Annotated in this window: 17 protein-coding genes; 9 read left to right on the forward strand and 8 right to left on the reverse strand. The window is 25.3% G+C overall.

What is annotated here, in order from left to right:
- Positions 1-193 precede the first annotated feature (193 nt).
- Positions 194-685: a hypothetical protein gene (locus tag ACJA25_RS02110; protein WP_406614906.1), complete on the forward strand. Its 492-nt coding sequence runs from the start codon at positions 194-196 to the stop codon at positions 683-685.
- 60 nt (positions 686-745) lie between these two features.
- Here ACJA25_RS02110 and ACJA25_RS02115 read toward each other — a convergent pair whose 3' ends face one another.
- Positions 746-1,690, reverse strand: coding sequence for an aquaporin (locus ACJA25_RS02115; protein WP_406614908.1), 945 nt, complete (start codon positions 1,688-1,690; stop codon positions 746-748).
- A 2-nt stretch (positions 1,691-1,692) separates the two neighbouring features.
- Positions 1,693-2,730 carry a 2-hydroxyacid dehydrogenase gene (locus ACJA25_RS02120; protein WP_406614910.1) on the reverse strand — a complete coding sequence of 346 codons (1,038 nt, stop codon included), beginning with the start codon at positions 2,728-2,730 and terminating at the stop codon, positions 1,693-1,695.
- 257 nt (positions 2,731-2,987) lie between these two features.
- Here ACJA25_RS02120 and ACJA25_RS02125 point away from each other — a divergent pair, with 257 nt between their 5' ends.
- On the forward strand, positions 2,988-3,857 hold the full coding sequence (locus tag ACJA25_RS02125; RefSeq protein WP_406614912.1) for a glucose PTS transporter subunit IIA: 870 nt from the start codon (positions 2,988-2,990) through the stop codon (positions 3,855-3,857).
- A 51-nt stretch (positions 3,858-3,908) separates the two neighbouring features.
- Here ACJA25_RS02125 and ACJA25_RS02130 read toward each other — a convergent pair whose 3' ends face one another.
- The gene (locus ACJA25_RS02130; RefSeq protein WP_406614914.1) at positions 3,909-5,159 is read right to left on the reverse strand and encodes an ATP-binding protein; all 1,251 of its coding nucleotides are present in this window, start codon (positions 5,157-5,159) and stop codon (positions 3,909-3,911) included.
- 427 nt (positions 5,160-5,586) lie between these two features.
- Between ACJA25_RS02130 and ACJA25_RS02135 the strand changes: the two genes are divergently transcribed.
- The gene (locus ACJA25_RS02135; protein ID WP_406614916.1) at positions 5,587-6,048 is read left to right on the forward strand and encodes a hypothetical protein; all 462 of its coding nucleotides are present in this window, start codon (positions 5,587-5,589) and stop codon (positions 6,046-6,048) included.
- Between the two features lie 73 nt (positions 6,049-6,121).
- On the opposite strand, the gene ACJA25_RS02140 is transcribed toward ACJA25_RS02135, so the two are convergent.
- Positions 6,122-7,777 (reverse strand): hypothetical protein, encoded by a 1,656-nt coding sequence (locus ACJA25_RS02140; RefSeq protein WP_406614918.1) that lies wholly within the window; start codon positions 7,775-7,777, stop codon positions 6,122-6,124.
- 201 nt (positions 7,778-7,978) lie between these two features.
- Between ACJA25_RS02140 and ACJA25_RS02145 the strand changes: the two genes are divergently transcribed.
- The gene (locus ACJA25_RS02145; protein ID WP_406614920.1) at positions 7,979-8,908 is read left to right on the forward strand and encodes a hypothetical protein; all 930 of its coding nucleotides are present in this window, start codon (positions 7,979-7,981) and stop codon (positions 8,906-8,908) included.
- Positions 8,909-8,988: 80 nt separating this feature from the next.
- Here the strand turns inward: ACJA25_RS02145 and ACJA25_RS02150 are convergent, their stop codons facing one another.
- Complete coding sequence (locus tag ACJA25_RS02150) at positions 8,989-12,582, reverse strand: lipoprotein 17-related variable surface protein (protein WP_406614922.1); 3,594 nt, start codon at positions 12,580-12,582, stop codon at positions 8,989-8,991.
- Between the two features lie 199 nt (positions 12,583-12,781).
- Here ACJA25_RS02150 and gpmI point away from each other — a divergent pair, with 199 nt between their 5' ends.
- Positions 12,782-14,278: a 2,3-bisphosphoglycerate-independent phosphoglycerate mutase gene (gpmI, locus tag ACJA25_RS02155; RefSeq protein ID WP_406614924.1), complete on the forward strand. Its 1,497-nt coding sequence runs from the start codon at positions 12,782-12,784 to the stop codon at positions 14,276-14,278.
- Positions 14,279-14,427: 149 nt separating this feature from the next.
- The gene (locus tag ACJA25_RS02160) at positions 14,428-14,976 is read left to right on the forward strand and encodes a coiled-coil domain-containing protein (RefSeq protein ID WP_406614926.1); all 549 of its coding nucleotides are present in this window, start codon (positions 14,428-14,430) and stop codon (positions 14,974-14,976) included.
- A 32-nt stretch (positions 14,977-15,008) separates the two neighbouring features.
- On the opposite strand, the gene ACJA25_RS02165 is transcribed toward ACJA25_RS02160, so the two are convergent.
- Positions 15,009-16,550 carry a TrkH family potassium uptake protein gene (locus ACJA25_RS02165; RefSeq protein WP_406614928.1) on the reverse strand — a complete coding sequence of 514 codons (1,542 nt, stop codon included), beginning with the start codon at positions 16,548-16,550 and terminating at the stop codon, positions 15,009-15,011.
- A gap of 251 nt (positions 16,551-16,801) precedes the next feature.
- Positions 16,802-16,969, reverse strand: coding sequence for a hypothetical protein (locus ACJA25_RS02170; protein WP_406614930.1), 168 nt, complete (start codon positions 16,967-16,969; stop codon positions 16,802-16,804).
- A gap of 131 nt (positions 16,970-17,100) precedes the next feature.
- Here ACJA25_RS02170 and ACJA25_RS02175 point away from each other — a divergent pair, with 131 nt between their 5' ends.
- Genes ACJA25_RS02175 through ACJA25_RS02185 form a run of 3 tightly spaced genes read left to right on the forward strand, consistent with a single transcriptional unit; the run spans position 17,101 to position 19,710 of the window.
- Positions 17,101-18,051, forward strand: a complete 951-nt coding sequence (locus ACJA25_RS02175) for an ECF transporter S component (RefSeq protein WP_406614932.1) — start codon at positions 17,101-17,103, stop codon at positions 18,049-18,051.
- A gap of 18 nt (positions 18,052-18,069) precedes the next feature.
- Complete coding sequence (locus ACJA25_RS02180; protein ID WP_406614934.1) at positions 18,070-18,507, forward strand: transcription antitermination protein NusB; 438 nt, start codon at positions 18,070-18,072, stop codon at positions 18,505-18,507.
- A gap of 57 nt (positions 18,508-18,564) precedes the next feature.
- A complete protein-coding gene (locus tag ACJA25_RS02185) occupies positions 18,565-19,710 on the forward strand; it encodes an MAG5150 family histidine triad lipoprotein (RefSeq protein ID WP_406614936.1) in 1,146 nt (381 codons plus the stop codon).
- A gap of 40 nt (positions 19,711-19,750) precedes the next feature.
- Here ACJA25_RS02185 and ACJA25_RS02190 read toward each other — a convergent pair whose 3' ends face one another.
- Positions 19,751-24,589, reverse strand: a complete 4,839-nt coding sequence (locus ACJA25_RS02190; RefSeq protein WP_406614938.1) for a hypothetical protein — start codon at positions 24,587-24,589, stop codon at positions 19,751-19,753.
- Positions 24,590-24,602 lie beyond the last annotated feature (13 nt).

The following is a 24,602-nucleotide window of genomic DNA, read 5'->3' on the forward strand; positions in this document are numbered from 1 at the left end:
TTAAACACTATTTTAGCCCTTTAATTAACTTTTAATAATTATTACTAATAGTTATTCACAGGGCTAAAATAAGCAAAAAATAAACAATTGTGCTTAAAAAGTGCTTAAAAATGATTTTTTTGTTAAATTAAACTTTTTAAATTCTAATGTTAAATTAGCAAAAAAGAATTCTTGGTTTTTTTAAAATTTGACCATGATTAAAAATGAAAATATTAATCTATTACCTATTTTAAAACCTATTAGCTTTAAACAAAAATTTCTGAACAATCTTTCTGGAGAACAACTTAATTCTGCCACCTTTATGTTAATTGCTGACGATCAAGAATACTTTTATTTCCTTTCTTGCTTTGATCAAGAAATTGATCAAATACAATTTCAAAGCAATAAAGATCTAATTAAAATCGATCAAAGTGATGGAATTACTGATGAAGGTGAATCAAAATTTATTGAAAATGCATACGCAGTAGAATTAACTAAAATCTTTAAGATATCTAAAAAAGATATGTTTTATAATCTTCAAACCTCCGAAGAGCAAATGGAACAAATGCCATATCTAGGAATTAAAAATCAATTGCAAGTAGTTGATAGAATGGGTGAAAAAATAAACAGTGAAAACGACAAACCTAAAATTGTTTTGATTATGAAAGGAGAACAAAGTTCAAAACAAATTTCCAAAAGTCTCTAAAACAAAAAATGGAAAATAAAAATTTGCTAGTTCAAATAGCAAATTTTTAATCCTTTAAAATTACTTGATGTAATCTTGCATTTTCTTATTTTTATAATTGATAATATTGTTATTTCAATTATTGAAATACTTTTCAGTCAATCCTTGAACAACTGCGTAAAAGAATGGAGCACATAAATCACCTAAGACCATTGCTAAAGTAGCAGATATTAAATCATATTGAGCGATTTTTTTATCGTTTGCTCATGATGTTCCATTTAATGAACTCATTGAGGTTGATTGATTTTTAATTCCAAAGAATAAATCAGGAATTTGTTGCGCAAAACCACGAGCAGGGTTAATAGCGGCAGAACCTTGTAAAATACCCATTCATACAGATAAAGAAATAATGAAGTAAATTAATAAATCACGATATTTATCTTCAATTCTTGGAGAAAAAATAGGGAATAATAAAATAGCTGTCATTACCATTTCACCAAAGAATATTCAAGCAGTTCCAGAAGAAATAGCAACAATTGGTTTAGAATTTTTTAAATTGTTAAATTCCAAAAAGTCTTTTTCAGCAGCAACTATACTTGAAATTGCTAAGTTTGATGCATCTTTGCCATTAGCAAAATAACCAATAACTCAAATCAATATTCCTGTTACAATCGCACCAGCGATTTGCATTAAAATTTTGGTAAATGCATACTTACTTGTATTGGTAGCATTTAATCATCTATATAAAGTTACTGCTGGATTTAAATCAACTGACCATCTAGCAAAAATCATTAAACATGATCCTACAACTACAAAACCTGCGAAAAATCCTACAATTACATTATGTAATAAGAAAAATTTTTCTAATGGTTTACCAGCAATTAAAATTGATAAACCTGCTAATGCTAAAGAAATTCAAATGGTTCCAATAAATTCACTTGCTAAATGTTTAGCTCATGCTTTTTTGTTTTGTGGTTCATTAGCATTTAAACGATCGATACTTTTGATTTTAAAAAATTTAAACATGATTAACCGTTTTTAACCCTTCCGTTTTCCATAATTACTAATGCTTTTTCAAAATTTTGATTTTGAGCATCATCTGCATTTGCCAATGTAATTTTAGCAATTTGTTCTAAAGCAACATTAGTTAAAAATGCTTGGTGTGAAGTTACGATAACGTTATCCATTTTTAACAATTCTGCTCATTCTGGATCACTAGTTTTTAAATCTTTAGCATAAGCAGAAACATCTTCGTAAAATCTTCCTTCTTCTCTTTCTAGAACATCAACTGCAACTCCAGCGATTTTTTTAGATTTTAATCCTTTAATAATTGCAGGTAATTCAATCAATTCCCCTCTAGCAGTATTAACAATAATTACTCCATCTTTCATTATTTTGACCGCTTCGTCATCAATTAAATATTTAGTTGAAGGTAATAAAGGAGCATGTAAAGAAATAAAGTCTGCTTCTTTTATTGCTTTTTTAAATGACACATATTCAAATCCCATTTTTTGTGCTAATTCAGGGAAGTTTTGTTGTGAATAAGTATCAAATACTAATACTTTTGCTCCCATACCTTTAACAATGTTGATAAAACATTGACCAATTTTTCCAGCACCAATCACTGAAACTGTTGAGCCATAAACTACTTTTCCATCAAGGTTGTTTAATGAAAAATTGAAATTTTTAACTCTTGATTGGGCTATTACCAAATTTCTATTTAGCGCCATCATTGTACAAGCTGCAAATTCAGCTACTGATTCTGCTGAATAGTTTGGAACTCTAAAAACGTTAATACCTAATTGGTTAGCATAAGCTAAATTAATTTTGTTATACCCCATTGATCTTTGAAGTCAAACTTTAACCCCATTGCTTGCCAATATGTCTAAAACAAATTTATCTCCATAAGTGTTAACAAAACCACAAACAGCATCAAAACCTTTGGTTAAATATGCATTATCTATGGACAAATTTTCTTTGAAATAAGTAATTTGGTGTCTATTGTTGTTAATAGCATCAAAATACTTAATATCATATTCTTTCGCATCAAAAAATGCTATCTTCATATTTCTCCTATTTTTATTTTTAATGTAGTAAAAATATATACTACATAATATTGCTTTATTAATATTAGCATTTATATAAAAAGTTTAATTTGTATTGTTTAATAAAAAACATAAAATATGTAAATGTTTTCATAAAATGCTTTTATTTTTTGTTGCTAATCATTTTACTTTAATTTTATTGTAATAAAATAACTATTAATAATAGTTAATAATGTATTTTTAATAATTTACTTTCAAAGTATAAATAAGGAGAAAAAATGGGTTTTTTTAGCAAGATTTTTAAGAAAAAAAATAAAACAACAACCACTAGCAATATTGTTGTAGTTTCAGAAGAAATCAAAGAAATTGTTGATGCTTTAGGTGGCATTAACAATATTGTTGCTTTCAATAACTGTACTACCAAATTGCGTTATGACATCAAAGATTCAGACAAGGTTAATAAAGAAAAATTAACAGCTTTAGGCGCTCTTGACATTGTTTTATTTGGACCTAGACATATTCAAGTTAAATTTGGTGAAAGAGCTGAAGAATTAAACTTAGAAATTCAAAGAGCACAAGAAACTTTAAAAATAGAAGCTGCCAAAAATATTAAACTTGAAACTGGAAACCTTTTAGAAAAAAGTAAAGAAAATGATGCTAAAAACCCTGTTGAACAAGAATGCCAAAAGGTTATTTATGCTCCTTGTGCTGGTGAATGAAAAAGCTTAGAAGAATTGCCAGATAAAATCTTTAGCCAAAAAACTTTAGGTAATGGATACGCAATTAGTCCTAGTACAACTGGTAAATTATTAATTCATTCTCCTATTGATGGAAAAATTGAAACCAACTTTTCTACTAAACATGCTTTTGGAATTAAAGCTTGTGGATTAGAAGTGTTATTACACATTGGTATAGGAACAGTTAAACTAAATGGAATTGGTTTTAAATCATTTGTAAACCAAAACGAAATGGTTAAAAAAGGTCAAAAACTTGTGGAAGTTGATCTTAAAAAATTAAAAGAAGCTAATGTTCTTTCTACCGATATTATTGTTATTGTTACAGATGAAAAAAACAAAGAATCTCAACTTAAATTACTTTGTTCAAAGAAAATCGATCAAGCTGAACAACCTTGATTTGAAATCATTTAATCAAAAAAACTTGTAGGCTAAACTTCACAAGTTTTTTTAACACTATTTTTATTAAACTAAATCGCCTAATAGAAAATCAATAATATTAATGATTACAAAACCATTTTCATCTAAATGAGTTGAAACAGGAGAATTAACTATCAATATTTTGGTAAAAGAATCATTGACTTTTAAAAGTGGCCTTTTTTCTTGATTACTTTTTATTGGATCATTGATATTATCCGCAACTTGTAAATAAAACAATTTATTCCCTTTTTTGGCTATAAAATCAATTTCTAAATTTTGTTTAGTTCTAACTTTATCTTTTGTTTCATCAACAAAAATATTACCTATTTGTACACTATAATTTCTTGACTTTAATTCTAAATAAACTAAATTTTCTAATAGATGATTACTTTCTAATTGTCTATATTCAATCAAAGCATTTCTCAAACCCAAATCAGTAAAATAATACTTATAAGGAGTACTTAGGTATTTTTTACCTTTGACATCATATCTAGCAATCTTTTCAACAAAAAAACTTTCTTCTAAATAACTTAGATATAACTGTATAGTGCTATTTGATATATTTGACTTTGTATTTGATTTAAAAAAATTATAAAGTTTGCTAGAGTTGGTTAAGGAACCAATGTTAGAAGATAAAAAACAAAAAATACTTTTAAGATCTTCAACATTACTTTTTAATATTTTATTTCTTTCAACTATATCTTTTAAGTAAGTTAAATTTAAAATTTGACTTAAATATGATTCCTTTTCTTCACTATCTTCCATTTTTGCACACATTGGGAGACCACCATATTTAATATATTCATTAAAAAGATCGCTTTTATTTTTGTTTGAAAATGATTGAGAAAACTCCGCAAATGAAAGAGGGTAAATTCTAATTTCATCACTTCTACCCCGTAATTCAGTTACGATATCAGAAGAAATAAATTTAGAATTGCTACCAGTTATATAAATATCAACGTTTTCCTTATTATTAAATTCATTTAATAAGCTTGAAAAATTTTCTACTAACTGAATTTCATCGATAAGTACATAATAATTATCAATTTGATTAATTAAGTTATTAAGATATTTATACAATTCGTTTTTGTCTCTTAATACTTCATTTTTTTGTTCTTCTAGGGAAATACAAATTATGTTTTTTTCTTTTATTCCTAAATTTAATAAATAATTTTTAAATATTTTAAAAAGAAAATAAGATTTTCCAACCCTACGAATTCCAGTAATAACCTTAATCATTTGATTATTCATTTTCTTAATTAATTTATTTAAATATTTATTTCTTTGAAATTCCATTTTAAACACCACCATACTCAAAAATTAGGGAGTTCCCTATTTTTATAGTATAAATTATATAAAAAATAGCAAAAAATGCGCATTCATAATAAAAAAATAGGGAACTCCCTAATTTTTTGTTATGAATATTTAAAAAGTCATAAGTTAGCTTTAAAATGCTAGAAAAGTTATTTAACAATAGAATCATATTTTAAACTTATTATTTAGCAAATCAGCTTATTAAAAAATATTTGCCATATTCTAACTTAATACAACATTTTATTATTCGTTTTATAATTATTAGCATAATAAAAAATAATGAGGAAAAAGATAAAAAATAAAATTCTATTTGCTATCTTAGTTGTTGTCTTTGTTGCGTTAATGATAACCTGATTAATTGTTGATCACAGTGTGCTTTCTATATCTCACACAATTAAAGAAGTAACAAGTGGTTTTCAATAAAATTGAAAACAAGACAAAAGTAATAATCAATATTTTTGTATTAATATTCGCTATTTTTTATGGTTTAATAAAAACTTTCTTGATCAAAAATCTTAATGAACCTATTTCATTTAACAATGCTGTTGCTATAAGAATATTTAGTTATATGTCATATATAATTCCAACTACATTAATTTTTATTTCAATATGAGCAATATGTGAAATATTGAAAGAAAATAAAGATAAGAAAACTATTTTGATAGTTTTAACTGTAATAATACTTTCATTATTAATCTTAATATTGTCATTAGCGAATGGGAATTACACTTTTAATTACAAATGATTAAATTTAACTATTTTAGTTTTATGAATATTATTAAGCTTATTGTTACTTTTTTACATAGTTATTTATGTTATTTTCAAAAAAGCATTAGAAACTAAACGCGAAAATAACGAAACACAAAACTAATTTAAAATTTTAAAAAGATTTTTAAACTTATAAACAAAAAACTTGTGATATGTCAGCATCACAAGTTTTAATTTTATTTTTTCAAAATAACTTCTAAGCCAATAATTTCTTTTTTACCAAATAATAAAGACTGATCTTCAGGATTGTCTAAAACATTAGCATTACTTTGTTTTACTAAATAATATTTAATTGTAATTTTGTTGGTTTTTGGATCAAATTCCAATTTAGCAGAATCTGGTGATTTGAATTTATCAAAAATATATCCAAAAGTAGTTTTGTCTTTAAAAGAAATGCTTTCTTTTAATTTGAATAGTTCGTTCTTTGCAAAATCTGTAAAGACTTTCTTATTAGAATCATAACTTAAATTACCTCCGTCTTCCATAGCTGCTTTTTTAATTTTTTCATAATATTCATCAATATTTTGATTTTTAATTAATTCAAAAGCATTTGTTGCTAAAAATTCTTGATCTAGAATAATTTCTTTATCTGTGAAATGAACAAGGATTGAGAAATTTTTAGTTACTTTTATATTTTCTTTTGTAAATTCGCAAATAATTTCTCTAATCCCTGAATTGTAATCCTTATTAGTTAATTCAATATTAGACTTTGAGAAACTAATTTTAGATAAGCTTATTTTTTCACTCTCAAGAGTTTTACCATTTGTTTCACTAAAATCAAACTCCATATCATTTTTGATAATTTCTTCAGTTAATTCATGAATATCATATTTTAATAATGATTTACCATTTTTTCTTTTAATATCAATATCTTTCAAAAATGTTTCTAATTCATCTTTAATTTTATTTTTTACACTTAACTTAATTGTTCTTTTTGTTGAAATCAAACCTTTATTTTTCTCTTCGATTTTAAAAGTAAAATGAACACTAAAAGGATCTGAATCTACTTTTTCAAATGCCGATTCTATTATTTGGTATTTTTCTTGATCAAAATTTGAAATGTTCAAATAATTGCCATACTCTTGTTTTTCCAAAAGCTCTTGTAAAGTAGTAATAGGATTTTTTAATGCCACCTCAATTTTTTTTATTTCTTCATTAATTGTTTTTGATTCATTTGACATTTCTTTAAAACCGTCAATCTTTATGATTCTTTCATTTGAATAAAGAGAATGTTTTTTATTTTTTAATTTAAAGGAAATTTCAATAGAATCTTTATCGTATTTAGAGATTGTTTGGTCGATAATTTGATATTCTATTTCATTAAAATCACTAAATTTAACTTGGTTGATAGTAATTTCAGATACTGTAAGATTTTTCTTATTTTCTACATCCGCTTTAACCTTATATAATTCGTTATCTATTTTTACTTCTAAAGATATTTCACGTCTTAAACCACTAACTGTAATTGTTTTGGTTTCCGAAATTACCCTATTTATATCATCTCTTAATTTAAAGGAAATTTCAATATAAGTATCAAAGGTTTTTAAGGTTTTTTCTACAATTGAATACTTAGCCCTGTTAAAACCTCCTAATTTAATTTCTTCTGATTTTATTTCTGAAGCTCTTGTATCTGGTTTGAAAATGACTTCAAGACTTACTTTTTTTAATTCTTGTTCTAAATCTTGAATTATGCTTTTTTCTACATCTATTTTATTGATTATTCCTGGGTTAGGTAAAACTCTATTGTTACAACTTGAGCTAGTAAAAATAATTGGCAAAGTAATTAGTGCTAATCCACCTAACACTATATGTGTCTTCTTTTTGTTTAACATACTTACTCCTTATTGTTCTTTAGAACAATGCTATACAATTTTATAACCAAACAAATTTTATCTTAGTATTAAAATTATTATTTTCCATATCCATTTTTTTATTTTCTAAAAAGTGTATATTATAGTTGTTTGATTATTCATTTCTATTATTAATAATAGAAATAGAGAATAAAAACATATTTAAATTATCTGGAGGTTATTATGAAGTTGAAAAAATCTATTTTCTCAAAAATTATTAGTTCTGTTTCTTTAATATCTATACCAATAATTTTTGCTTCAAGTAAATGTACTAATCATAAAAATGATAATGCACATAATCAAGGCATTTTGCCAATACAAGAACCTGATTCATTAATTAAAGAGTTAATGAATGTTAAAGTGAAATTAAAAGATCAAAATCTAACAATTGATCAAATATCAATCAACGATCTAGAGTTTTATGATTTTGATAATTCTCGTTTTGAAATTATTGAACCACAAATAACTGCTGATCAATATAATGTAACTATTTTTGTTGCTTTTAAACTTAAAGAAATAAGTTCTAATAAAATTAGCCAACAAGTGTCATTGGAAATGAAAAATTTTAAACTAACTTTAAAACAAGTAATTAAAAAGATTAGGATTGTAACTTTTTATCAAGACACATTTATCGAAAAACTTGAACCAAACGATTTATATTTTCAAAATCTTCCATTTTATTTTAAAGTTAAATATTGTAATGTTGAACATGATCTAGATTTAGAAAAAGTCAAAATTAGTTACAAAATCATTGAATTAAATACAAATGAAGAATCAGAAGAAATAGTTGAATATTGAAAATATAACGAATTTCCAATCCCTAAAAAAGCCTTAACTGAAATAGGTCAAAACTGTAAAGTAATTTTGAAAAATGAAAATGTGTCAATAAATGAGATTTTAAAATTAACTTTCGACCAAGCTGTTACTTTATTAAGAGTTAATAAACGTATAAAAGTAATAGATAAGAAAATAAGAAAGTCTAAAGAAAAAGATCATATAGATGTAATTTTCAGATTACAAGATCCTTATGCTTTAGCTATTTCGGACACCATCATCAAAAAAGTCAAGGTTAACAGTAAAAGTATTAGCCCAATATTACCTTTTGGTTCTTAGGTATCAGAATAAAGGTTTAAATAAGCAAATAAAAAATATTAAGTGCGGTTTTACACTTAATATTTTTTGAAATTGTGCTATTAATCTAATTCGATTGAAACTTCGGCAATTAGTTGTTGTGTTTTATCAAAATTCTCTGCATCTTTTCCAATTACTGAAAATTTTCAAACAAGTTTCCCATTAACTTCTCTTATTTCAGATAACGCTGTACCATAACCTGGATATTTAGGCTTATAAAAGTGTTTTTGCATTATTTCTAAATATGAATCATCAAAATCTTTTAATTGCAAGTCTAATCTAGGGTCATCGTTTCTTGCGGCAGTTGCGTTTACCCCATATCCTCAACGACCTTTTTCATTGACTCTAGCATAGTTTGCTGTAGCAATTACTTGTCTAATATCATTTGCTTTTTCTTGACTTATTTTCACAAATAGATTTTTTCTTTTTTCAACATCTTTAAGTATTTCAACAATTTCATCTCATTTTTCTTGCTTAGTTTTTTCAGCTTTTTTGAAATTTGAGAAAGTTTGCTTTTTAGTGAATATAGTAGAATCCTTTTGAACTGACATAGTAACTTCTAATGTTCCGTTGTTATCATTTGGTTTTAGTTCCAATGTAACTTGCAAAGAAGGAATATTTTGAGGATTAGAAATATCAAAATCACTTGTGGTTATTTCAGAAGGTTTTTTAGTTTCAGGAACTATTTCACTCTTTAAAGTAATTTGCATTGAGTTTACGTATTCTTGAGTAAATTCAGTTGCTTCAATTTTGAAATCTGAAACTGTGAAAATGTATGATATTTGATTTGTAGCACCATCTGTTAAAGTGACTTTAACATCCACTGTTCCTAAATTATCATTAGCGGTATTTGACATTATTTCATATGTTATAGCAACACCTTGTTTAAGAACAACGACTTGACCATCAGCACCGTAAGATTTTAATTTACTTACTTCATTAGCTTCTGACGCTTTAATTGAGGCGCTATCTTCATATTTAACTTGTTTTATTTTTGCTAATTCGTCAGATAATGTATTAACAACAAAATCTCCAAAAGTTTGTTCTTTATATGCTCCGTATACTTTATTTTGTTTTTTATCTTCAAATACATATCTAAATTCAAATTTAACTTTGTTTTGCAATTCATCTTTTTCGAATTTTCTTATTTCAAATTTAATATTTTTAGCTGCCAATTCTGGATCAATAGTTAACTTGCTTTCTTCAAAATCTTTAATCATAATTGTTGAAGTTGCAACAGGGTATATTAAATTCTTTTCATTAGCATATTGTGTTAATTCTTCACTAGTAATGAATTTTTCTAATGTTAAATCAAGACCAGTAATTTCTTTCTTTCCAATTCATTCTTTATTTTTGGTTTTTTTAGCAATAAAGTATTTAATTTGAACTTGTCTTGTTATTTGATCGAAAGTAAGTTTTGCTTTAGCAATTTTGAATTCATTTTGTTGTTTAGTAGCAAAAGAAGTATTAGGTTTAAGAACAATGCCTTCTTTTAATTTAAATAAAGTGTTTCCATATTCATCTTCAAAAACATTTTTATCTTTATTAAAACTTATGAGACCATCATTTTTTGTGGCAGCATTTTTAATTTTTTCTTCATAAATAAATGTTCCTGATTGCTCTGAGTCAAATTCAAAAGCACCTTGCAAAATACTTTCTTGTTCTAAGATAACAAATTTATCGGTTTTATGAACAGAAATTGTATATTCAATATTTTGAGTAAATTTACCTTTTGTAAAAGTACATGTTAAAGTTCTTGTACCATTGTTATATTCAGTGTTTGTTAGCTTATCGTCAGTTTTTGCGAATACAACTTCGGTTAAAGTAATTCCTTTAGTTGCTATGGTTTCAACAGGATTGTCTTGATTTTGAATTTCTGTGTTATTTTTGATTAAATCAACAGTTAATTCATTAATATCATAATCTTGTAGATTTACTCCGTTTTTACCAACAATATGAGTTTTAACTAAGAAATTAGCTAGTTCTTCTTGTTCTTGATTTTTTACTTCAACTTTGCTTGTTTTTTCGTGTTCAGAAATAACTGTTGGATTTTCTTTATCTTTAAGTTTAAAGGTAACATCAACACTAAAGTCGCTATCGTGAGTTTTAACTATTTTAGGTTCATGAATTTCTACTCTATTAGCATCAAAACCTTCAAAGTTAAATAATTGTAAAGGATCTGCTCCAGGAGTAGTTGCTTCTTGTAAGGTTAAATTTTTATTTTTTAAAGTTACAGTAACATTTTTCAAAATGTCGTTCAATTTTTCAACAGTTAAAGGAGGGTTTTTAAAACCAGTAATGGTTAATGCTTTTTCTTCTGAGGTTAAGTCTTTGGTTTTATCTTTTAATTTGAAGGTAACTTCAATAGAAGTTTCTTCGGTTTTTGAAATTTTTGCTTCAACAACTTCATATTTGTCTTTGCCAAAGTTTTCAAATTTAACATCTTCAATTTTAACTTCTGAAGCTAATTTGGTTGCTTTATTTTCAACTTCAGCACCAACTTTAGCAACTTCTAAATCAAGTAATTCTTTGGCTGTTAATTCGTGTTTAAAGCCAGAAATTTTTACTTCTCTTTCATTGGATTCTTTATTATTAGCAATTATTTTTAATTTAAATTTAACATTAACAGCATCTTCATCTTCCACACGAGTTACTGAAACAGTAATTGCTGAAAATACTGCGGAATCATAATTTTCATAAGTAATATCTGTGGTTTGAACATCTTTAGCATATTTATCTAATGGTGCTTTTAAAGTAACTTTTGAAAGTTCGTCTTCAAGTTTTTCTTCGTCGGTAGTAGCAGCTTTAAAGCCTTCAATGGTAATTGTTTTAGCTTCTGAAAGATTGTTTTGAGCATCTTTTAGTTTGAAAGTAACTTGAACAGAAGTAGAAACTACAACAAGTGATTTTTCTTCAATTGTGAATTTGGTATTATCAAATCCAGAAAAAACAACTTCTTCAAGTTTAACTTCTTTTGCTCTTTTGTTTTTGTCTACAACATCAGCATTAACTTTTGCTAATTCAGCAGCTAAAATTTCTTGTGCTGATGGTTCATGAGCAAATCCTTCAACTTTGGTTTCTTGTTGTTCAGATTCTAAATTGTTTTTAGTATCTTTTAGTTTTCAAAAAACATTAACAGCGTCTTCGCTAGTAACTCTTTCTACTTTTATTACTGTAGCTTCATAACCTTCTGCTACATTTTGGAATTTAACATCAGCAGCAGCAACTGCACTAGCAAATTTAGTTGTATCGATAGAAATAGTAACTTTTTCTAATTCTTCACTTAATTTAGCAGCTGGATCAACAGTTTGTTCTTTTTTAAAACCAGAAATGGTTAGAACCTTTTCAGCACTAGTTTTTTTAGTTTTTAAACTTTGTAATTTAAATTTAACATCTAAGGTAGTAGCTTTTACATTAATTAAAGCAATGTCAATTACTTTAAATTTATCTTTTGCAAAATTTGAAAATTCAACATCAGCAACTTTTACATCTTTAGCTAATTTGTTTGCTTTGTCTTTAACATCAGCTTTTACACTTTGTAATTCTTTTTCAATATTTTCTTTAGGATCACAAGCAGCACTTATTAAAAATGGGGTTGCGGATATCAGTGATAAGGTACTTAATACTCCTATAAATTTGAGTTTTTTATTTCTCATTTTTTAGACTTTCCTCTCTTATTTACATCTAATACAAATATAATTGTATATGATGTTGATTTAATAATGAATTAATAAACATTATTTCCATATTTATAGGGAAATAATTAAAAAATCGAGATAAAAAAGAAAGACAAAAAAGTAAAATAGTTATAGTTTAAAATTATTTACTAAAATTATTTATTTTTTAAGGAGCAAAATGAAAAAAACAATTTTAATAGTAATTGATGGTTTGGGCCTACGTGAAGAAAAAGTTGGAAATGGTTTTAAATTAGCAACTACTCCTACTTTTGATGATTTGTTTGCTAATTATCCTAATAGTGTTTTACAAGCTAGTGGGCAATTTGTTGGCCTTCCAGAAGGACAAATGGGGAATTCAGAAGTTGGTCACTTAAATATAGGCGCAGGAACAGTAGTTTATACTGGTTTATCGTTAATTAATAAAAGTATTAAGGATCAAACTTTTAAAAATAACGCAAATTTTGTAAAAGTTTTTAAAGATGTTAAAGAAAATAATTCTACTTTACATTTAATGGGACTTTTAAGTCCAGGTGGTGTGCATTCATTACAAGAACATTTATTTTATTTATTAGATGCGGCATATGAATATGGATTAAAAAAGGTTTCAGTTCACGTTTTTGGTGATGGTAGAGATGTAGCACCACAATCAATTAAACCTTCATTGGAAAAATTAATAGCAATATGTAAAAAATATAATTACCAAATAGCATCTATTGGTGGTAGATTCTACGGAATGGATCGTGATTCAATGTTTGATAGGGTTGAAAAACACTATAATGCATTATTAGGTTTAGAAGGTAATACTTTTGCTGATCCGCTTGAATATTTAGAAAATCAATATGCTCAAAATATTTATGACGAATTTTTAATTCCCGCTTATAATCCAAAAGCAAACTTAATTAAAAACAATGATTCAATTATCTTTTTTAACTTCAGACCAGATAGAGCAAGACAAATGAGTCATTTATTCTTAAATTCAAGTTTATATCAATTCAAAGCAAAACACCAAGTAAAAATTAATAAGTTTTGCTCAATGATGAAATATGAAGGAATTAAAACCATTGTAGCGTATGAAGAAATGCAAATTAATATGCCAATTGGAAGAGTTTTAGAAAAAGCAAACAAATCTCAACTTAGATTAGCAGAAACTCAAAAATATGCTCACGTTACTTATTTTATGGATGGGGGAAACGATATTGAATTTAAAAATTCAAAAAGAATTATGGTTCCTTCATTAAAAGTACAAAGCTATGCTGATGCTCCTTGAATGTCTGCTAAAGAAATTACTGATGAATTATTAGCTAATGCATTAAACTATGATTTAACTATTATGAATTTTGCTAATCCAGATATGGTAGGTCACACCGGAGATTTACAAGCAACTATAAAAGCAGTTTCATTTTTAGATACTCAAATCAAAAGAATTAAAGATTGAGCACAGGAAAATGATGTAACCTTTTTTATAACTGCTGATCACGGAAATGCTGAATTAACTGAAGATGAAAAAGGTAATCATTTAACCAAACATACTTCTAGTCCAGTAATGTTTATTACTAGTGATAAAACCTTAAAACTTAAAGATGGTAAATTAGCTAATGTTGCTCCTACTATTTTAGATTATTTAAATATTGCAAAACCAAAAGAAATGGATGAAGAATCCTTAATTATTAAATAATTGATAAATTTATAAATAATGAATAAGAAAGCATTTTTGGCTTTCTTTTTTTATATTTTTCAAATAAAAAAATATTTTTAAGCTTTTTGCAACTTTTGTACATATTATATTGGGAAAACAATTAAAAAAAACCAAAAAGAAAGGACTTAATGATTATTGACAAAAATAAAATATCAAAGAAGGAATTCGAAGCAATTTCAAAACATTATAATAAAATTGAATATTTTTATCAAAACGATGATGAAAATAATAAAATTATCTTAATTATGGAAATAGATAAAAATAACAAAAAACAACCAACTCAATCAAACACTAATAATGTGGCAAATTTGACACCAGAATTTTTTAGAAACTTGCTTAATGATGTTTTAGATGAAAGATTTGGTAAAAATAACTGTTTCATTTTGGACGAAATTAAAAGATTAGACAAGAAAATTGATGATGGTTTTAAAAGAGTTGATGAAAGATTAGACAAAGTCGAACAAAGATTAGATAAGGTTGAGCAAAGATTGGATAAGGTCGAACAAAGACTAGATGTAATTGAAGTAAGACTAGACAAAGTTGAGCAAAGATTGGATAAGGTCGAACAAAGACTAGATGTAATTGAAGTAAGACTTGACAGTGTTGAAAAAGATATCAAAATGCTTAAATCTTTCCATGAAGATGATATTGAAAAATATAAAAAGAATAAAAAATAAAAAAAGCGTTCGTTTATTAAAACGAGCGTTTTTTAACCTATTGCTATATTTTCACTTACATATTCATATTTATATGAATAGTTTTTCTTTTTACCTCAAACTAAAATGGTTGAACTAACTCCAAATTGACCAATAAACATTAAAATCAATAAGGAAATTTTAGAAACAATATTTAACTTAGGAGTAATTCCAGTAGATAATCCCGAAGTTCCGAACGCCGAAGCTGATTCAAATATCAAATCTAATAAATTATATTTGTTCGCATCAATTTGTCCGCCATAAGTTGATAAGCTAGTTGAAAGAATCATTGTATTAATTAAAACTAAAAAGGTACTTAAGATCAAAACAACTAGTGACATTTTAGTAGCATCATCATCAATTTTTCTTTTAAAAACTCTAACTGAAGGACGGCCAAAAATCTTTGAAAAAATAGTTAATACAACAACTGCTAAAGTAGTAGTTCGAATTCCTCCACCAGTAGAAGCAGGTGCTGCTCCAATAAACATTAATAGAGTAAAAATTAATATAGTTGATTTAGATATGTCTGCTAATTCAATGGTTGAAAAACCAGCTGATCTAGTTGAAAAACACATAAAAATTAAAGTTCATATTTTATCTGCATTAGTTCCATAATGCTGATTTTTAAAAAAGCTATTAGGATTGTTATTAAAAATTTCAAAAGGTAAAACTAATAATAAAGCTGAAAGTAAAACAATTAAATATGTTGTTAATGAAAGTTTAGTAAATAAACTTCATTTAAATTTTTTAATTCTTTTGTCTCTTAAAATCTTGTATCTAAAAAATAATATTAAATCATATATAAATGGATAACCCATTCCGCCAATAAGAAGCAACAAAATAAAAATAATATGTAATCCATAATTTTGATAATATGGCATTAATGAATGGGAACTAATGATATCAAAACCAGCATTATTAATTGCAGATATCGAATGGAAAAAACCATATCTAAAAGCTAATGATCAATTCCCTTGCGGTGATTCGAAATTATATAAATTTGGATCAGCATTTGCTCTTAAATCTCAAATTGTTGATTTTGGAGTTGTAAAATAAAAATAAAAAGTAAGAATAAAACCAGATAAGAAGGTTAAAGTAATTAAAAAAACTAAAGAAGCAAAAATCAAATTAGAAGTTTTACCATAATTACCAGTGGCTCGTTCTTGGGAAACTAATTCTAGATCTTCTAACTTATTTTTTCTTTGAAAAATATAATTAACAATAAAAATTTTTAAAGCAAATATTCCTAATCCACCCATTAAAATCATAATTGCAATAATTGCTTGTCCGAAAATAGTTCAAGTTTTATAGGTATTAACTGTTGTCAAACCTGTGTCACTAAAAGCAGAAATAGTAGTAAATAAAGTATCTACATAAGAAATCTTTTTACCTGCTGTATAGGAAAATGGCATTAGTAAAGTTAAAGATGCGGCAATTATTATTGATAAATAAGTAATAAAAATGTACTTAACTTTACTAATGCTATATTTTCAAGTTTTTAATTTAAACAAAATATTTTTAAAAAATTCTCTTGTTTTTTTATTGTCATTATTCATATGCTTAATATTTTACATTTATATTAAATATATAAAAATATTTTATGACAGCTATTTAAATTTAAGATCTTCCTCATTTTTATTATAAATGTTAATTTGTTCATTAATGTTTATAGGATGAAATATTAAATTTTAACTTTGACAATTTTTAATAAATTCACTAATTCTATTAAAATTTTCTATTTCTTTCAATGTAACAACTATTCCAAATTTTTGATTATTTTCATCAGAAGAATTTAATCTCTCCTTTTTTATTCCTCAATGTGGAAAAACAACTGGTTTTGTTTTTTGTGACTTTTAATTGAAGAAATTGAAAGATTAGCTCTTAAAGCAAGATTTTTATTTGAAAGATTAGAAAAATGTAAAATAGTTTTGATCACATTATCTTTTTTAAAAGAATAGCCACCTTGTTTTTTCATAATAATATTTTCCTTTATATTTCAATTTTTTTAGAAAATACTAGGTGGCTCAATTTGTTTAATATTGGAAAGTAAGAAATAATTAATAAAAAAAATTATGTTTAAAAAATGCGTCATATTATAATAGCAATATGAAAAACGATGAAATTCAACAACAATTCGATTCTTCATTTATTTTAAAATCAGTAGAAGAAGAAAAGAAACTTGAACAAAAACTTAAAAAACAGGAGGTTAAAAAATACTTTATAAGACTATTTAAATTTAATAGTCTAGAAATAGCTATTTCTGGAATGCTATTAGCAATTCAATTAATAACTATGTATATTAGTAAAATGACCATTTTAAAGGTCATTCCCATTGAAATAGAATTTTTGTTTTACATTTTATATGGACCATTAATTGGTCCTATTAAAGGGGCTTTATTAGCATTTTTAGGCGATACGCTAACAATGCTAATAAACGGAACAATTGGTCAGTGATATTACGGATATTCTTTAGTAAGTATTGCGATTCCTATTATTTCTTATTTATTTGTCTTATTGTTTAAGAAAAATAAATATGCGCAAATTATTATGCCAATAACCATTATTGTTATTGGTTTAACAATTGCAGCTTTGACTTTATTTTATTTTTCTAAAGATGGTCAAATAGCTTTGAAAGGAAGTAGAAAAAACAAATATGGTAATTCTCCAATTTCAATTAAGATTGTAATTGGAATGATGGCAGTGTATACAATTATTGGTATTTCTGCGTGTTTAGCATTTTTTGTCATTTATCAAAAAACTAAAAAAGAAAAATGAAAGAATTACTTATTAATTTTTAGTTTAATTATTTTTATTTTAATTATCTTTAGATGAGCATTTGGTTCAATGCTTTATATTGATTATTACAATAAGATAATTGCTCCTAAAAGTAAAAATCCAATGGTATTAAAAGACCATTATCTTACTTTTATGTATCCAATAGTTATTAAAAGCTTATTTACTATTCCAATTTATACTTTAATTGCTACTCCAGTTTTTAATATTGTTGAAATATTAAAAGAAAAATACATTGAAAAGAATTACCAAATAACACATTAATCAATATAATTATGAATTATGGAAAATTTTTTGAATGATAAAACCCTAAGTAAGAGTAGAAAAACCAGAATAGAAATTATTAACATTTTGTATCAAAATGAATTATTTGAAAAGACTATTGACTTAGACAAATTATTTGTTGAAGAGAAAGAATTGTCTAATTTAGCATTCAAAAAAATTGAAAAAATTGCTAACCATTACCATTTTTTTGTTCAAACTATTCAATTATTTATTAATCAGAATTGAGCATGAAATAGACTTTCACCAGTTATTAGAGCTATTTTAATTCTAGCTGCTTATGAATTGATGGAAATTGATCAACCTAAAATTGTAATTAATGAAGCAATTGAACTTACTAAAATGTATTTTGATGATGAAGTACATTTTAAGATGGTAAATGCAATATTACAAAATATTTACAAATACTATTTAAAAAATGAATTGGAAACAAAATAGTATATAAGTTTATAATTTTATCAATGAAATTATGTTTATAAATGTAGAAAGATAATAATGAAAAAAACTAATAAAATATTTTTATCTTCACTATTAGTTTTAACAACTACTAGTGCACCTTTTGCTTTTTCAGCAGCATGTGATTGAAAAAAAAACTCTGGCAACGAACCAACACCTATTCCGGAACCAGGTTCTAGAGTTGCTGAACAATATAAAGAAGTTTATAAAGATCTAAAAAAACTAAAACAAGAGTTATTAAAAATAAAAGATAGTCATTTTAAAATCATTACTCCAATGTTATTGGAAGAAACAAATGATTCGTACATTCAAACTATTTTGCCATTTGTTCAAAATGCTAAATCAATTATCAAAACTTCAGATTTTAATACCTCAAGTTCATTAACTTTAGATATTAAAGAACTATTTTCTTCTAACCAAGATACACAAATCATTAAACAGATCTTTGGAACTAAAGAAAACAAAAGCACTTTTAGTAAAATTTGTGAAGCATTAACTAGTTTAACCGAAGATGCAATGCAGCAATTAAAAAACAATGCTATATATTTTAAAGAAGATAAAAGAAATCCAGAATCTATTAATAAATTAGTTGAATTAGTTTATGACTTTTTAGATAGAATGGAAAATTCAGAGATTTTTTCTAATGCAACTATTGAAGCAAAAATTAAACAAGCATATGAATTTATATGTAATCGTATCATGCATCCAAATCCAAAAAGTTTAAAAAAACTTGAAGATTTAAACAATTTACAAAATGTTTCTGATTTAATCAAGGTTTATAGCAACAGTGCTGAAGGTAGTCATAACCATTCTCATTCATCAGTCAATATGCTTTGAGAATTTAACTGATATATGCATTTATTAACAAAATTTTTAGAAGAATCTTCAAATGAATTAAACTTAGCTAAAATTAAAGAATTAACTAAAGATGCAAAAAATCCTAAATTAATAAGCTTTGTAAAAAAAGTAGAATCACTAACAACTTCTTGAAAAACTACAAGTTGATCTCAACATATCTCATGAGAGCAAACTATAAAACTACAAGACCAAAATTATTTTGCTGTTTTGAATAGTACTTTTCTTATGTTGAAAAATATGCTTCATGAAATAGCAACTAAATTTAAAGTTTCAAACATTGACCAAATTTTTAAAGATGTTACTCTTGCCGATGGGTCTCAATTGTAAAAAATATAGAACTGCGAAAGTTCTATATTTTTTAATTTATCTATGCTGAAAAAACAATACGTTTTTCTTGGTCTTTTAAATCAGCAACAAATTTTCTTGTTTTTGTTTCAGTTCCAACTACATTTTTAAGCTGAATTACGATTTCTAATTTGTCTTTATTTATTCTTTGTGTAGATGTTATCGAAAGTTCAAAAATCTTTTCATTTCAACCTTTAATTTTAATCATATTAGGTTGAATATTACCATTTTCTTGTTGTATAAGATTTTTAACTTCATCTTCTTTACCTACAACTGGTTCTCAAGTACCATCTTTATTTAATAATTGGAATTCACTTTTAAAACTATCTTCTAAATCAAATTTAACTTGACTAGCAACATTACCAGTTAATTTACAAATTAAATTAACAGTTGGAGAAACTTGGTTACCTTGCAAGTTTCTCATAATAACGGATATTTTTAATGTGTCAGCATCAATTCTTTGAGAATTTATAATTTCTACTTCATAAAGATCAGTATTGAATCCATGTAATACCATTAATGTATGATTAATATTGCCTGTTGAATTTTTGATTTGTTCATCAATCATTTGTTGATCTTCAGCATTTGTTGTTTTTCATCCACCTTTTGAACAAATACTTCCAAATTCTTTTCAGAAGTTAGAAATTCAATCTATGTTTTCATCAGTTCCTAAAATTATTGCGGCTTGTAATTTAAATTCTTCATAATCTTTTTTCAATAAATCATAGTAATATTTAGCATATGCTTGTCATTCTGTTAAATTATTTAATGGAATATTTTTATCTTTGTTAACAAAATCATCATAAACATCTTTTAAATATCCAGTTCAATTTTCAACATTATTATTTTTAACTACTTGCCCCATTTTTTCTAATAATTTTTTTCTTATGGTGTCAAATTGAACAAAACTATAGGTACCAGCTAATGATGAATCAATTTCTTTAACTAATAATTCAAAACTTTTGAATGCTTCATTTCTCTTATCAATTTCTTGGAACAATCTGGTTTTAAGTTGCACAGCATAATTTTTCAAACCAGCAACTGTACTATTATTAGTATCACTATCAGCATTTTCAGGTTGATAAACTTCTACTTCAGAAGTTTTAAAATAATTAGTAACTTTATTTCTTTTTTCTTTTAAGTCAGAAAGAAATTTATTATAGCCTTTTGAAGTGTCTTCGAAAAGTGATTGGAATTTTTTGATTTTTCAACTTGGTTGTTTATTTTCATCGGTTGTTTTTTTGATTTTTTGTTCAATTTCTTTGGTTAAATCATCAATTTGTTTAATTAACTTATCAAGAACATCTTTTTTAGAAGTGTAATCACTCAAAATTGTCTTAACTCTAGAATTTGTTAAAGCTAATTCATTCATTCTTTCAATAGAATAATCTTGAGTTTGAGATTGTGTATATTTTTCAAACAAATTAATAATATTTGTTTTCATTCCATCTAATACATAATTTAAAATATATCTTGTGGTTGAACTTTCATTTGTTTTAACTGAATTCAATTTAGTTTCTAATGATTGGTTAAATTCATTTAAACTTTGTGAAATTAATGTAGAAGCATCAATTTTACCGCCAGCAAAAGTAATTCATTGATTAAACTGATCAACTAAATTAGTAATGCCTTTACCAAGCAATGTCTTTAAATTATTGTAATTTCCTTGGTTAGATACTGAATCTGTAACAGTAGCATTAATTTCTCTAATCTTTTTGATGTATTGTTGAATTAAGTGAATATTTTTATGTTTACCATTAAATTCAGTGCTTACACCACCTTTTAAGAAGTTTTGAACACTATTTTCATTATCAGCTGTAAGCTTTTTCTTATATTCATCAATTTGCGCTTGGCTTAAAATATTCGTTGAAGAATCAACTAAGGTTTCACCTTTTTCATATTCATCTTTAAATTCATTAAATTTAGTAGATTCCAAATGATTCTTTTCATTCATTAAAATAAGTACTTCTCTTGAAAATGTATTATGAATATTTTCAAAGTATTCTGTTGTTCTTTTCTTTAATGCTTCAAGTTTTAACTTTTTAAAATCTTCAAAAAGTTGTGAATTAACAGTTGATAAATGATTTACAAATTTTTCAACAATAGTTTTATATCCTTGAACAGGAGTAATTACTTCATATTTTTCTCTATATTTAGTAACATTTTGGCCATTAACTTGTTCAATGTATTCTTCTAGGAATTTTAATCCTAAAATCTTAGTTGAATCTATTGTATTAATATCTTTTGCATCAATATATTCATATTTAGAAATTGCAAAATTAGTGGTTTCATTGAAAAATCTATCTTTTAAATCTTTAACATATTTGTAAAGACGATTAATTACCAATTCTTTATTGACTCTCTTAGTATTTAAATCATTAACTTTTCTTTTTGTGTCTAAAGAAAATTTTAGAACATTGGAATATGTTTTATCATTCGCATCACTTACCAAGAAATCATTTAATTCATTATAAATGTCAAGAGCTTCTTGTGATAAATCAGCAAAAGTTTCTTTTCATTGAATTTTAGCGGCATTACCAAAAGAAACAAAAGAATCATTTATTGATTGTGCTAAAGGTGATGGATAAGTAAATCTATCTACTGTGAGTTGAACTTGTTGTCTATAAATAGATAATTCATTAATTAAGTTATCAAATTCATTATCTTTATTTTCGAAAATTTCAATTCCCATTTTCATTTTTTGAATTGCTAATTTTAGATCATACAATTGTAATTCTTTATGTTTATCTAAAACACCATTATGATAAGCTTTTTGTAAAAATTCATCATAAACACTTCTTAAGCCATCAACTGTTGAATTTCAAATTTCTTCATAAAATTTTGCTTTTGCAGAACCCTTACTATCTTCAACAATTTTCTTCTTTTCTAATAAAAGTGCTCAAAGTTTTTCAAAACTTTGATTATTATTTTCACCATTTCTAGCTTCTTTATAGATGTTTCAATTCTTTTCTAATTCGGTGGTTTCTTTAATTATTTGATCATAAACATTATGTAGCTCAGTTGCTTTATTACTTGAACTAGTTGAGTTTATGGTATTGGCTTGAGAAACAAAAGAATCAATTTGATTTGTATATTTTTTATAACTATCTTCAAATACTGATTTAAATTTATTAACTTCCTCAAATGTTCTTTTCTTGCTAGAAACAAAATCAGTTATTTTTTTATACTCTTCCCCTGCTGATTTAATTTCGATATTTTGTTTAATAAATTGTTCAAAATTTAAATTGCTTTCTTTGTAATATTCATTTGAAGAAAAAATAGTGTTTACTCTACCAGGAAATTCTTTATTAGTATCTTTATCAACTGCAGTTTTTACAGTTTTGTATAACTTATAATTGATTGTTAAATTTTTATTAGATGGATCATATTCACATGGCTTGGTAGAACCATCATTAGCAAATTGAATAGAAACGTTATCTTTTTTGAAATTATATTCTGTTTGATCTATAACCTTTATTTCTAATATATTGTTAAGAAAATCAGTTATTTTATTTGAATCATCAATAAAGTTTTGGATTTCAGCTCAAATTTGATCCATACTCTTATTTAAAGAGTAATGATTTTTTGGCTCAATTTTAATATTTTTATGATACTTATCAAAATCAATTTTTTTAAAATCATGACCAATGTATGATCTACTTGAAGCTAAATAAACTTTAATTCCTGAAATAACTTTGTAAAATTTATCAACAATGATTAAAGAACCAGTTTGGTCATTTGCATAAATATCTGTTTCAATAGTATATTTATTTTTAATTGAATAATCAATTTTATCTTCAATTAATCTTAGATTAATTTGTGAAGGTAGATAATTCAATAAGGTTTCCATATTGATTCTTTGTACTTTTGATAATTCAATTTTTTCTTGGTCTAAAATTCTTACATCGTTTTCTGCATTTTTGCTAGATAATTGTAACTCTTTATAATAAGATTCAAATTTTGTTCATGAAGTATCGATATTATTTTTAGCAGAAGCAGCATTATAGTAAGCGTCTTTAAAATTCTTATAAATTTCTGTATAAAGAATATCACTAGCAGTTTTGTCTAATAGACCTTTAGAGATATTTAATTGTACATCCATTAAATCACGAATTTCATTTCTTCTTTCATGTTCTTTTTTAGTTTTTTCAAATTCTTCAACTAAATCATCAGTGGCTTTTAATATTTCTTCTTTAGTTGTTTGTGATCTTAAAATGATATTTTCAGCTTTTTTGTATTTGTTTTCCAATTCATTTTTTAAATCTTTATCCATGAATTGAAAGTGTTCTTTACCTTTGCTTTTGTCTGCTAAATATAGTTTAGCAAAAGCAATTTGTTCTGCTAAAATGTTCTTTAACTTTTCTAATTCAGCTTCATTTTTACTAGAGAAATATTTTCAAATTCCAATTCCTCCACCAATCCCAATAACTGCTAATGCACCAGCAACACTTAAACCTATGATTAAATTTTTCTTACTTTTCTTTGTTTGTAATCCGTAAGGATTAGCAGAAGGGTCAAAAACACCAGGTAAAAATGGTTGTTGTAATGTAGGTAAATTAGTAAAACCTGTATAAGGAGCAATTTCTTGTGCTTGATACAATGATGGCATACTATTGTTTTGGTTTGGAATATCTGGTAATAATGAAGGAACATTATTATTTTGAATATTTGGAGTTGATTGGTTATTATTAAAAGAATTAAAAGGTTGTTGAGAAAAATTCATTGGAGAATTTAAATCAATAGGTTGATTTAACGGATTAGCTTGAAATTGTTCAGGTTGCATTGCAAAATTATTATTAGAAGGATTGTTGATTTGGTTATTGTTTCCATTGTTTGGATTAATATTGTTATTGTCTTTCATATCTCTTCCTTTT

It is taken from the genome of Mycoplasmopsis hyopharyngis (assembly GCF_045276885.1).
GTDB classification, from domain to species: Bacteria; Bacillota_I; Bacilli_A; order Mycoplasmatales; family Metamycoplasmataceae; genus Mycoplasmopsis; species Mycoplasmopsis hyopharyngis.